Source organism: Phycicoccus sp. M110.8, assembly GCF_032464895.1.
Lineage (GTDB): Bacteria > Actinomycetota > Actinomycetes > Actinomycetales > Dermatophilaceae > Pedococcus.
Genome location: NZ_JAWDIC010000003.1, coordinates 231,425 through 243,676 on the forward strand (window position 1 = coordinate 231,425; position 12,252 = coordinate 243,676).

10 protein-coding genes are annotated in these 12,252 nt (G+C 73.8%); 3 read left to right on the forward strand and 7 right to left on the reverse strand.

All coding sequences use genetic code 11. The features are described from left to right. Window positions 1–8: 8 nt before the first annotated feature. Window positions 9–953 (reverse strand): DMT family transporter, encoded by a 945-nt coding sequence (locus RKE38_RS14390; protein ID WP_410055467.1) that lies wholly within the window; start codon window positions 951–953, stop codon window positions 9–11. Between the two features lie 37 nt (window positions 954–990). Here RKE38_RS14390 and RKE38_RS14395 point away from each other — a divergent pair, with 37 nt between their 5' ends. Both RKE38_RS14395 and RKE38_RS14400 read left to right on the forward strand, forming a co-directional pair. Next, on the forward strand, window positions 991–2,403 hold the full coding sequence (locus RKE38_RS14395) for a PLP-dependent aminotransferase family protein (RefSeq protein ID WP_316008171.1): 1,413 nt from the start codon (window positions 991–993) through the stop codon (window positions 2,401–2,403). A gap of 112 nt (window positions 2,404–2,515) precedes the next feature. Then, window positions 2,516–3,295: a hypothetical protein gene (locus RKE38_RS14400; RefSeq protein WP_316008172.1), complete on the forward strand. Its 780-nt coding sequence runs from the start codon at window positions 2,516–2,518 to the stop codon at window positions 3,293–3,295. A 57-nt stretch (window positions 3,296–3,352) separates the two neighbouring features. Here the strand turns inward: RKE38_RS14400 and ychF are convergent, their stop codons facing one another. From ychF to RKE38_RS14425, 5 genes are all read right to left on the reverse strand, one after another. Beyond that, on the reverse strand, window positions 3,353–4,438 hold the full coding sequence (gene ychF / locus RKE38_RS14405; RefSeq protein WP_316008173.1) for a redox-regulated ATPase YchF: 1,086 nt from the start codon (window positions 4,436–4,438) through the stop codon (window positions 3,353–3,355). Window positions 4,439–4,582: 144 nt separating this feature from the next. Next, complete coding sequence (locus RKE38_RS14410; protein ID WP_316008174.1) at window positions 4,583–5,446, reverse strand: thioesterase family protein; 864 nt, start codon at window positions 5,444–5,446, stop codon at window positions 4,583–4,585. 71 nt (window positions 5,447–5,517) lie between these two features. Then, on the reverse strand, window positions 5,518–8,001 hold the full coding sequence (locus tag RKE38_RS14415) for a hypothetical protein (RefSeq protein ID WP_316008175.1): 2,484 nt from the start codon (window positions 7,999–8,001) through the stop codon (window positions 5,518–5,520). Between the two features lie 21 nt (window positions 8,002–8,022). Next, window positions 8,023–8,727, reverse strand: a complete 705-nt coding sequence (locus tag RKE38_RS14420) for a peptidoglycan-binding protein (protein ID WP_316008176.1) — start codon at window positions 8,725–8,727, stop codon at window positions 8,023–8,025. Between the two features lie 117 nt (window positions 8,728–8,844). Continuing rightward, window positions 8,845–9,762, reverse strand: coding sequence for an NUDIX hydrolase (locus RKE38_RS14425; protein WP_316008177.1), 918 nt, complete (start codon window positions 9,760–9,762; stop codon window positions 8,845–8,847). Between the two features lie 53 nt (window positions 9,763–9,815). Here RKE38_RS14425 and RKE38_RS14430 point away from each other — a divergent pair, with 53 nt between their 5' ends. Then, window positions 9,816–11,012 (forward strand): DNA recombination protein RmuC, encoded by a 1,197-nt coding sequence (locus RKE38_RS14430; protein WP_316008178.1) that lies wholly within the window; start codon window positions 9,816–9,818, stop codon window positions 11,010–11,012. On the opposite strand, the gene RKE38_RS14435 is transcribed toward RKE38_RS14430, so the two are convergent. Beyond that, a complete protein-coding gene (locus tag RKE38_RS14435) occupies window positions 10,949–12,235 on the reverse strand; it encodes a cytochrome P450 (protein ID WP_316008179.1) in 1,287 nt (428 codons plus the stop codon). The two genes, RKE38_RS14430 and RKE38_RS14435, sit on opposite strands and share 64 nt — an antisense overlap. Window positions 12,236–12,252: the final 17 nt, after the last annotated feature.

Here is a 12,252-nt window from a genome sequence, read left to right on the forward strand (position 1 = left end):
GGCAGCGGTCAGCCGGCGCCACGTCCGAGCCGGGCACGTACGGCGATGCGGGCGCTGGCGACCACGACCGCGCCGCACACGACGGTCGTCGACGTCACGCGCTCGTGCAGCAGCAGCGCGGCCCACAGGATGCTCAGGACCGGTTGCACGAGCTGGACCTGGCTGACCCGCGCCATCGGGCCGATGGCCAGCCCGCGGTACCAGGCGAAGAACCCGAGGTACATGGAGACGACGCACAGGTAGGCGAAGGCGAGCCACTGCCCGGTCGTCCCGGACGGCGTGCGCTCCACGACGGACACCAGCGCGAGCACGGTCATGACCGGGGCCGACAGCACGAGCGCCCACGACACCGTCTGCCAGGCGCCCAGCTCCCGCGCCAGCAGGCCACCCTCGGCATACCCGACCGCGGCGGCGAGGACGGCACCGAGCAGGAGGAGGTCCGCCCAGTGCAGGGAGCCCAGGCCACCACCCTGGAGTGACGCGAACACGATGACGGCGGCCGCCCCCGTGGCGGCGGACGCCCAGAACGTCCACGGCACCGACTCCTTGCCGCGCAGGACGGCCATGGCCGCGGTGGCCGCAGGAAGCAGTCCGATCACGACCGCGCCGTGGCTGGCCGGCGTCGTGGTCAGGGCGTAGGACGTCAGCAGCGGGAACCCCAGGACGACGCCGCCCGCGACCACGGCCAGGCGACGGGCCTGGGGCCACGACGGCCGGGCCTGACGGGTCCACAGCAGGGCCGCCGCCGCGAGCACGGCGGCGACGACAGCGCGTCCCGAGCCGAGGAACAGGGCAGACAGCCCGTCGTGGGTGGCGACCCGGGTGAACGGCACGGTGAACGAGAAGGCCGCGGTGCCGGCGAGCCCCCACGGCAGGCCTGCCCGCGAGGGGGCAGGAAGCCCCTGCCCCGACGGGTGCGGCCGCTCGCCCGGCGCCGGTGATGTGGATAGCACCACGGGGTCTGGGACGATAGCGCTACTCTCTACCTTCATGAACGACGATAGCGCAAGCCGGATCGTTGCGGCGTTGCGTCGCAGGATCGCGACCGCACCGCCCGGCGCGCAGCTGCCGTCGAACCGCGTCCTGGTGGCCGAGCACCGCGCCAGCCCCGTGACTGTCCAGAAGGCGCTGCGTCGGCTGGTGGCCCTCGGGCTGGTGGAGAGCCGCCCGGGCGTCGGCTCCTTCGTGCGCTCGGTCCCCGCCGCGCCCCGCCCGGCCGACCTGGGGTGGCAGACGGCGGCGCTCGGCTCGCCGCGCATCCGCACGAGCGGACTGTCCTCGACCCAGCGCGCGTCGGTGCCCGACGCCATCCGCCTGCACTCCGGGTACCCCGCGAAGGAGCTCCTGCCCGAACGGCTCGTCCGCGCCGCACTGCTGCGCGCGGCCCGTACGGAGGCGGCAGTGACCCGCTCGCCCGCGGCCGGCCTACCCGAGCTGCAGGCGTGGTTCGCCGGCCAGGTCGCCGCGGGCGCGCCCTCGGGCGTCACCCCGCCCTCGGCCCGCGACGCCCTCGTCGTCGCAGGGAGCCAGAGCGCCCTCAGCTCCGTCTTCCGGGCAGTGGTCGGACCCGGGCAGCCGCTCGTCGTCGAGTCCCCCACGTACTGGGGCGCCATCCTGGCGGCCGAGCAGGCGGGGGTGGTACTCGTCCCCGTGCCCTCGGGTCCCGGCGGGCCCGTTCCCGAGGAGGTGGATCGTGCGTTCGCGACCACGGGCGCCCGGGCCTTCTACGCCCAGCCGACGTTCGCGAACCCCAGCGGTGCGCAGTGGTCGCGCGACGCCGGGCTGGCCGTGCTCGAGATCGTGCGACACCGGGGCGCGTTCCTCGTCGAGGACGACTGGGCCCACGAACTGGCCATCGACGCCGATCCCGCGCCGGTCGTCGGCCACGACCACGACGGGCACGTCATCTACCTGCGGTCGCTGACCAAGTCGGTCTCCCCGGCGCTGCGGGTCGCGGCGGTGGTCGCCCGCGGCCCGGCTCGCGACCGCATCCTCGCCGACCGGGCCGCCGAGAGCATGTACGTCAGCGGAGTCCTCCAGGCCGCAGCCCTCGACGTCGTGACGCAGCCCGGGTGGGCCACGCACCTGCGCTCGATGCGCCACCAGCTGAGGATCCGCCGGGACAGCCTGCTCGAGGCGGTCACCACGCACGCACCGGCCCTGCAGGTCGACCACGTCCCCCGCGGTGGGCTCAACCTGTGGGCGCGGCTGCCGGACGGCACCGACGTGCCGCAGGTCGTGCGCGACTGCGAGTCCCGTGGGCTCGTCGTCGCCCCGGGCACCGAGTGGTTCCCGGCGGAACCCTCCGGCCCGCACCTCCGGCTCAACTTCGCTGCCGAGGACCCCGCGCGGTTCGCCGAGGCCGGCCGCATCCTCGGTGAGGTCCTGGCGCCGTCCGCCTGAGCCGTCACCACGGCTGGGCTCCTGACGGGACTCCGTCGCGGGATCAGCGGAACCGGCCCCAGCGCGCACGCCGGGTCCCTACCCTGTCCCCATCCGTGCGAAGGGGGCCGCGATGCCGATGTCCAGCGGGGGACGTCCGACCGTGACCTGGTACGTCGGGCCGTGGGCCGAGCGCGACCGCGGTCCGGCGCCCGTCGAGGTGACCGGCTCGGACCCGTCCTCCCTCACGTTCCTCAACCCGCGCGGCTCCCTCCCCGGGCTGATCGTCGGCGGCGTCGCGTTCGTCGCCGCGTTCGCGCTGCTCGTGGACCGCCAGTTCGCCGCCTTCATGGTGCTCGGCCTCATGGCCCTCGTCTTCGGGCTCCTGGGTCTCGACCGGCTCCTGAGGAGTCGGCGGCCGGCCGTGGTCGTGGGGCCCCGTGGCGTGTGGTTCGGCCCCGAGCGGAGCTCGACGGCCGCACACGTCGTTGCCTGGGCCGACGTCAGCGAGTTCGTCCTCTTCACCGCCGTCCACGACGGGCCCAAGGTGGACAACCACAGCTCCGTCCGATCCGGGATCGCCCTGGGCGCCCGTCGGTTGGCGCCGCCGGCGCTGCCACCGGAGGTGCAGCAGGACTGGGAGCAGCTCATGCGGTTCGTGGGCCAGGCACCGCACACCGCGGCGGCACTGCAGGCCAACCTGCAGCAGGCAGCCCTCCTGCCCCACCGCTACGTCCGGACCTCGGCACTGGGCCGTCGCGAGGAGCTCGCGACCGCCGTCCAGCGGTGGGCACCGCACGTGCGCGTGACCCTGGGCGACCGCGTCGACTTCCGCGTCCGCCACCCCATGCTCCCCGTGGCCCGCGACGCCATCGACGGCATCCGCGACTCCCTGCGTCGACCCGCTGACTGAGGGCCCGGCTGAGGCACGGCCCGCGACCGGTGGCCCCAGGCGTCGGAGCGGGACGCCTCAGACGTTGAAGCGGAACTCGACCACGTCGCCGTCGGCCATGACGTAGTCCTTGCCCTCCATCCGGACCTTGCCGGCGGCCTTGGCGGCAACCATCGACCCGGCCTCGACCAGGTCGTCGTAGGACACGATCTCGGCCTTGATGAAGCCGCGCTGGAAGTCGGTGTGGATGACACCGGCGGCCTGCGGGGCGGTCCAGCCCTGCTTGATCGTCCAGGCCCGCGACTCCTTGGGCCCGGCCGTGAGGTACGTCTGCAGGCCGAGGGTGTGGAACCCGGTGCGCGCCAGCTGGTCGAGCCCCGACTCGGTCGCGCCGAAGGACTCGAGCAGCTCCATCGCCTCGTCGGGCTCCATGTCCATGAGGTCCATCTCGAGCTTGGCGTTGAGGAACACCGCGTCCGCAGGCTCGACGAGCTTGCGCAGCGAGGCGTGCAGGTCGGCGTCGCCGAGCTGCTCCTCGTCGAGGTTGAACACGTAGATGAACGGCTTCGTGGTGAGCAGCCCCAGCTGCCTGGCCTCGGCGAGGTCGACCCCAGCAGCCGCGCCCGCGGCATACAGGGTGTGGCCCTCCTCGAGCACCTTCTGGGCGGCCACGGCGTTGTCGAGCAGCGGCTTGCGATCCTTTGTGATCCGCGCCTCCTTCTCCAGGCGCGGCACCGCCTTCTCGAGGGTCTGGAGGTCGGCGAGGATGAGCTCGGTGTGGATGGTCTCGATGTCGGAGGCGGGCGAGACCTTGCCGTCGACGTGGACGACGTCGCCGTCCTCGAACGCGCGCACGACCTGGCAGATGGCGTCGGCCTCACGGATGTTGGCGAGGAACTTGTTGCCGAGCCCCTCCCCCTCGGACGCCCCACGGACGATGCCGGCGATGTCGACGAAGGACACCGTCGCCGGGAGGATCTTCTCCGACCCGAAGATCTCGGCGAGCTTGGCCAGCCGCGCGTCCGGCAGCGGGACGACCCCGACGTTGGGCTCGATCGTCGCGAACGGGTAGTTCGCGGCGAGCACGTTGTTCTTGGTCAGGGCGTTGAACATCGTGGACTTGCCGACGTTGGGCAGTCCGACGATTCCGATAGTGAGGGCCACGGGGTCAGGAGTCTACCGGCGGCCGCCGCACGGCCCGACCACGCGACGCCCTCCGCAGCGGCCGGACCGCCGTTGGGGGCGCAGACGTGACCGATGCGTCACCCCTGCACCCCCGAAGTGCCTGCGGGAGAGTCGGTATGCCGCTCAGGCCGGCTTCGGGGACGTGGCGCGGGCGAGCTGGCGGGACAGTGCGACCAGGCGGCCCTCGCTGTCCCAGACCTCGGCGTCCTCCTCGAGGTAGCCGCCCGACATCGTGCGGCTCGTGAGGTTGACGCGCAGCCAGCCCGGGGCGGGACGCGCCCGCATGTGGGCCGTCAGCTCGAGCGTGGGCGTCCAGCCCGGCAGCCCCAGCTCGAACGCCACCGGCGGCAGCGCGTCGACAGCGAGCAGGAGCAGCAGCGGGTCGGGCTCGCGGCCGTCGGCCATGCGCAGCCAGCCGCGGATGACGCCGGTGCCCGACGGCCGCCCGACGGCCCAGCCCGTGGTGGCCGGGTCGAGCCGCAGGTCGAGGCGCTGCAGCAGCGACGCGTGCTTGAGGAAGTCCGGCGGCGCCTGTGCCGCGCTGACGCACTGCTCGGGCGGCGGCAGGACCGGCGGGGTGGCCGTCGTGCTGGCGTCCCCGTCGAGGCCGGCGAGGTCGCCGTACGTCGCGAGCACCCGCACCCGCTCGACGTCGGCGCCGTCCGGGCCGGGCTGCAGCAGCGAGGCCTGCGCGGTGGAGACGGCGCGGCCACGGCGGACGACCTCGGTGCGCACGGTGGCCGGTCCGGGCACGCCCGGCGTCAGGTAGTACGCGCTGATCGCGAGCGGGTCCTGGTGCGCGGCGCGCTCCTCGGTGGCCCCCAGCTCCTGCCCCAGCGCCCGACCGACCAGCGCCAGCAGCAGGCCACCGTTGACGCCGCCGCCGATGCGCCAGCCCTCGCCGAGCTCCGCGTCCCAGGTGCCCGGCTCCCCGGGTCGGGCCGCGACCGCCGTCCCCGTGTCGAACTCGCTGGTCAGGCCGTCCATCCCGTCCTCCGGTCGCCGTGCGTGCACGCCGGGACCGGCGCCGACAGGAGCGTATGCCGTCGAGTGCCGGCTCAGGGGGCGGGCGTGGCCGTGGCGTCCGCCACGTCGCCGGCGGCGCTCGCCTCGGGTGACGACGTCGCGCTCGCGGTCGCGTCGGTGGACGCCGACGGGCTCGACGACGTGCTCGACGGGCTGGTCGAGCCGGACGGCGCGGGCGCCGTGCCGGTGTCGGTGCCGGAGGGCGTGGAGCTGGTGGAGGTGCCCGAGCCGCCGGAATCGGTGCTCGGGGTCGCACCGGTGGGGCCGGTCGTCGAGGAGACCGAGGGCGCGACCGTGGTCGCGGTGGCCGAGGGGGTGCTGGCCGCGGACGGCTCGACCCACGCGGGGTCCTTGCGCAGGATCGCGAGGATCTGCTGCTCGTAGTCGTCGAGCCGGCTCTGCAGCTGGTCCAGCGGCACGTCGCGGATCGACTGGCCGAACTGCGCGATCTGCGCCCACAACGCCTCGAGCTCCGCCGTGCTCTGGGCACTCAGCGGTCCGGACAGGGTGACCACCAGCTGGGTCGCCAACGCCTGGGTGACGCAGCGGACGCAGTTGTAGTTGACCGCCGCGGCGATGTTCTGCGGCACGGCGACGTGGGCGTCACCCACGATGACGACCACCTGGAAGGCCACGCCGACGGCTTGGCAGTCGGTGCAGGAGGCGAGGGCGTAGCCCTCGTTGGTGTTGGTGACCGTGTCGCCGTCAGCCCACACCAGCGCGAACGCGACGTCGTAGAGCGAGGTGCCGTCGGTCGTGTTGACCGCCAGGGCCTGGGTGTCTCCCTCCCCCGGAGGCGCGGGCCGGTCGAACGGGAACACCCACGTCGGCAGCGCCGACCCGTCCGCAGCGGTCTGCCCCGGCTTGGGCACCATGACGACGGCGAGCTGGGGGGAGTCCGCCGTGGGCAGGCGCATGCCCTTGGGCAGGATCGCCCGTCCGGTCCCCTGCCGTCCCTCGGCGAGCGCGGTGGGCGCTCCGGAGCGTGCGAGCGTCGCGTTCGCCGCGTCCCCCAGCGTCCCCCGCTCGTATGCCTGGATCGGCCGGTACGTGCCCGGCTGGGGCCACCACGCCCACGCCAGCCCGGCGACCACGGCGACCGCGGCCACCCCCGCCAGCCCGCGGCGTACCGGGTGGCCGTCCGTGCTGCGCCACGTGCCCACAGCCACGCGGCGGACCAGGCGCGACACGATGAGCACGACACCCAGCACCGGGAGCGCGATCGCCACGATCGACAGCACCCGCACCAGGACCCCGAGGACGTCGCCGTCGCCGAGCTGGGCCTGCAGGCGCGCCCACTGGCGGGCGACCGAGGCCCAGGCCGTCCCGGCGACCCGGGGGAAGCTCAGGACCATCATCACCGTGGAGAAGGCCAGCATCGGCACGACCACCAGGACCCACGTCGTCACGACCGCGCGGGCCCACGGCTTGAGGACCCTGGCCTCGGGGTGGTTCCAGTGCCGCGGGAGCAGGGAGAGCAGGGTCGGCTTGATCCGGTGGTAGAGGTCGGGCACGCCGGTCACGTCCGCGAGCACGTGGTAGCCGTCGAAGCGCACCAGCGGGGCCAGCTGCCGCACCATCTGCAGCACCTGCGTGGCGATGATGAGCAGGATGGCGTCCCAGCCCGTCCCGAACCACACGGCGAACATGGCGACGGCCACGATCGCGTTGAAGTACAGCCCGCCGAGGTCGGTGCGCACGCGCCCGGCCCGGCCGAGGCGGTAGCTGTCGGTGACGTCGGTGTAGAACGCGGGCCACACGAGGTACAGGCCCGTCCCCATCGCCCCGGGCGTCGCGCCGCCGTAGCGCGCGGCCGCGGCATGGCCGAACTCGTGGAAGCCCGCGGACACGACGGTGAGCGCGAAGACGGCCAGGAGCAGGGCTGGCTGCTCGAACGCCTGGTGCGTCGCGGACGCCAGGCCCTTGTGCATCAGTACCCAGGCGCAGACGGCGAGGAAGGCGGCGACGAGCAGCACCACGACGACCGGGGCGAAGAGCAGGGCGAAGGGCGCCGTGATCCTGCGCGTGACCTCCGGGTCGGTGACGACGTAGCGGAAACGCAGTGCCAGCAACGGGTTCGAGCGCTTGAGCTGAGGGTCGGACCCGTCCGCCTTCCTCAGCAGGCCCAGCGTGCGGAGCTTGGCGTCGCACAGCGTCTCGACGTCCTCCGCCCGGACCTGGCGGCCGACCGCCGCACCCACGACCTCGGCCACCTGGGCGAACGTGCGCTCGCCGTCCACCGCCTCCAGCACGGCATACAGCAGCGGCGTGAGCTGGATCGTCTGGCCGTCACCGCGGCGGACCAGCGCCGGCGACTCGCGGTAGCCGGAGCCGGGCACCGTCCCGAGCAGCTGCACGCCGTCGGCCCGCACGGGCACGCCGGGGTCGACCGGGGGCGCGGACGGGGGCACCGGAGCCGCCCCCGCGGCGGTCGGCGCGGAGGCCACCCCCGCGGCGATCGGCGCGGGGGCAGCCTCGGACCCGGTGGGGGCGCTGGGCCCCTCGAGGGGAGTCACGTCGGTGGGGTCCTCGCCCGGCTACTGCGAGATGTCCGAGGACTGGTCCGTGGTGGCGTTCGCGTCGGCGTCCACGTGCTGGGTGATGGCGACGTCCTGCTGGGCCAGGGATGCTGCGTGCGAGTCGACCGACCCGATGTTGCCGGCGACGGAGGCGTCGATGGGCGCCGCCACGTTGGCGTTGGCCGCAACCGCACCGGTGATCGGTGCCGCGAGCTTGAGGTCGGTGGCGAGGTTGACGTCGACGTTGAGCAGCGGACCGTCCAGCGGCCCGGCGGCGTCCGTCGAGGTGGGCACCGTGCCGTCGGTCGGGAGCGTCCCGTCGGTGGGCGCGGTGCCGTCGGTGGTGCTGCCGTCCGTCGGCACGGTCGTGTCCGTGCCGTCGGCCGGCGCGGGGGCCGCGTCGGTCTGGTCGATCGTGGACCCCTGCTCGCCGTGGGCGACCGCCTCGCCGGTGATGCCCTGGTCGATGTGCGCACCCTGTGACGCCAGGGCCGTGGCGTCGGAGCCGACCGACAGGACGTTCGCACCGACGGCGGCCTCGATCGGGGCGGCGACGTTGGCGTTGGCCGCGACGGCCAGGTCGATCGGCGCGGCTGCGTCGAGGCCCAGGTCGAGGTCGGCGTTGAGGTCGAGGAGGCTGATGACCTCCTTGTCGGGCAGCGCGGTGCCACCCTCGGCTGCGAGCTCCTCCGCGGTGAGCGGCGGCTGGGTCGAGTCAGTCATGGTGCACTCCGTTTGTGACGGTTTCCCCCGGCAGGATGACTCCGCGAAGCTAGTGCCGCCCGCATGACCTCGCACGCCGAACGACGCCCTGACCTGCGGCTTTGCCGTCGACCCGCCTCAGAGCGCGGGGAGCCCGTCCTCGAGGTACGCCGTGGGGCCGGTGTGCGTCGCGAGGAAGGCGAGCAGCCGCTGGTTGTAGGCCGCGACCCGCCCGTCCCACTCCTCCTCGTCCGCGAAGTGCAGGGCGCGGATCTCCCTGCGCTGCAGGGTCGCCCGGTCCTTGATGCCGTCGACGTCGTCGAGGCCCAGCTCGAAGACGAAGACGGTGGCATCGGTCCAGCCGCGCCACGGCGGCAGCCAGTTGACGGCGAGCAGGCTGCGTACCTCCACCTCGAGGCCGAGCTCCTCGCGGACCTCGCGGACGACACAGTGCGCCGGCGACTCCGACGGGTCGACCACGCCACCGGGCAGGTCCCACTCGTCCTTGTAGGTCAGCTCGCACAACAGCACCCTGCCGTCGCGGTCGCGCAGCACCCCCTGGGCGATGGCGCGCTTGGTGGGCAGGGTGGCGTTGAGGATGCCGATGAAGCCCTCCTTCGAGTCCGGCGGCGGGTCCGTCGCGACCCTCGCCAGGACGACCACGTCGCCCCGGGCGTCGGCACCCACGCGCGCCGCCCGCGCGATGCCCTCACGTCGCATACCGGAGCGGATGGCGGCGCGCACCGAGTCGCGGTCGGCGTCGGGCACCCGCGCCTCGAGCCGGGCCAGCCCGAGCTCCTCCACCCCCCAGTCCAGCACCAGGCGCAGCGCCCGCTCGGTGATCCCGACCGCGCGGTACTCGGGCACCACCACCCACAGCACGTCGGCATCCTGCTCGTCGACCAGGAGCTCGACGCGACCGACCTGCGCCCCCTCCCAGACGAGCTCGAACGCGTGGGTCCCCTCCTCGGACTCGGTGGGGTGCAGCGCGAGGTCCCCGTCGACGAGGGGCGCCGGTGCAGGCGGCGTGTGCGGGCCGGGGAGCGGTGTCGGCATGTCCTGACGCTATCGGTGGGTCCGTGTCGGTGGCAGGTGGCATGGTCGCCGCCATGGAACTCGTGCTGACCCTCGCGGCCGGACTCGCCCTCGGAGCCGCCCTCGGCGCCTGGCTCGCCCGGTCGGCGGCTGCCGCCCGCGTGGCGTCCGCGAGCACCGAGGCCGAGCTGCTCCGCGAGCGCGTCGTCGACCTCGAGGCGACCGTGGCGGACGACGCCCAGACGGCCGCGGCACTGGCTCCGTTGCGGGACGCCCTGCGCCGGGTCGAGCAGCAGGTGGGCGTCCTCGAGCGTGACCGCACGCAGCAGTACGCCGCCCTCGAGCAGACGATCGCCCAGGTGCAGGCGTCGACCAGCTCCCTCGACCGGCAGACCCAGAGCCTGGCCGGGTCGCTCAACGCCTCCACCGTGCGAGGCGCGTGGGGCGAGGTGCAGCTGCGCCGGGTGCTCGAGCACGCGGGTCTGCTCGCCCGCTGCGACTTCGACGAGCAGGTGAGCCGGGTCAGCCGGCACGCACGCCAGGTGCGGCCCGACGTCGTCGTGCGGCTGCCCGGCGACAAGTTCCTCGTCGTCGACTCCAAGGCGCCGATGGTGGCGTTCCTCAAGGCCCAGGCCGACGACCTCGACGCGCAGGAGCGCACCCGGCTGCTGCGCGAGCACGCCACCCACCTCGCCTCGCACGTGCGCGGCCTCGCCGAGAAGGACTACTGGTCGGCGTTCGAGACCTCGCCCGAGATGGTGGTCTGCTTCGTCCCGAGCGAGGCCATGCTCTCCGCGGCCCTGGCGGCCGACCCGAGCCTGCACGAGACGGCGATGGCCCGACGGGTCGTGCTCGTGGGGCCCGGGTCGCTGCTGGCCCTCCTGCGCACGGTGGCGTTCACCTGGCAGCAGGACGCCCTCACCGCCGGGGCCCGAGAGCTGATGGCGGTGGGGCGCGAGCTCTACGACCGGCTCGGCACGCTGGGCAGCCACGTCTCCCGGATGGGTGGCTCGCTGCAGCGCTCCGTCGAGGCGTACAACCAGATGGTCGGCGCCCTGGAGTCTCGGGTCCTCGTGTCCGCCCGCCGGATGCACGCGCTGGGCGTGGTCGAGGACGAGCTGCCGGTCTCCTCGCCCGTCGAGGCGGGGCCGCGGGTCCTCACCGCGATGGAGCTCATCGAGGCCGCGACCGCCGAGGACGACCGCCCTCAGCTGGCCCTGGACGTCCCCGACGAGCGTCCGAGGTGGACCGGCAGGGAGTCGACCGCGTAGACGATCGACTGGTCGCGGAAGCGCAGGTCCGCCGGCTCCACGGCAAGGGCCAGTTCGGGGAACCGTCGTACCAGCCGGGGGAAGGCGGTGCGCAGCTCGAGCCGGGCCAGCTCGGCCCCGACGCAGCGGTGGAACCCGTGCCCGAAGGCCAGGTGCGGGGACGGCGGCCGGTGGGGGTCGAAGGTGTCGAGATCGGGACCGACGCGGGAGTCGCGGTCGGCCCGGCTGAGGGCAGCGATGACGACGTCGCCCTTGGCGATCCGGTGGCCGAAGAGGTCGACGTCCACCTTCGCGAATCGCGGGAAGGCGATCTGCACGACCGTGAGGTAGCGCAGCATCTCCTCCACGACCCGGTCGATGGCGCCGTCGTCGTCGCGGACGAGGTCGAAGTGGCGCCGGTCGCGCAGCAGCACGAGCGAGCCGAGGGCCAGCATGCTGGCGGTGGTCTCGTACCCACCGGTGAAGACGCCGTCGGCCAGGCCGGCGATCTCCTCGTCCGACACGTCGTCACCGAGGGCTGCGATGACCCGGCCGAGCAGGCCGTCCCCCGGCTCCCGGCGCTGGCGACGGGTGGCCTCCAGCAGGAACTCCTGGCTCTCGGAGATGGCGCCGAAGGCTGCCGACCCGCCGGAGGTCACGTCGAACCGGGCGTGGCTCAGGGCCCGGAACCGCTCACGGTCCTCCACGGGCAGCCCGAGCAGCTCGCAGATGACGAGGAACGGCACGGGGAAGGCGAACCGCTCGACGAGGTCGACGACCGGGCCGTCGGCCGCCATCGCGTCGAGCTGGGCGTCGACGATGGCCTCCACCCAGGGCGTGAGGCGCTCGATGCGGCGCATCGTGAACTCCGGGGTCAGCAGCGAGCGCAGCCGTGTGTGCTCGGGCGGGTCGGTGAAACCCAGCCCGCCGACCCGGGAGCCGGCCAGCCCGACGTAGGGCCGGATGTCGTTGCTGAAGCTCGCCTGGTCGGCGAGGACCGCCTTGGCCTCGGCGTGCCCCGAGACGAGCCAGATGTTCATCCCGAACATGTGCGCGAGGCGGTGGACCGGTTCGGGTGCGGTGCGCCCGAGCCGGGGGACGGGGTCGAGTTCGGTGCGGCGCAGCGGACGCAGCAGGCGGCGCGGGACGGCCTCGAGCGTGCTGAGGTCCACCGGTCCCCCACCGGTCGCACGCGCGACGAGCCGCCTCGTCATCCTGGTTCGCGCGTCAGCCAACCCGAGCATGGTCAAAACGTACCGGC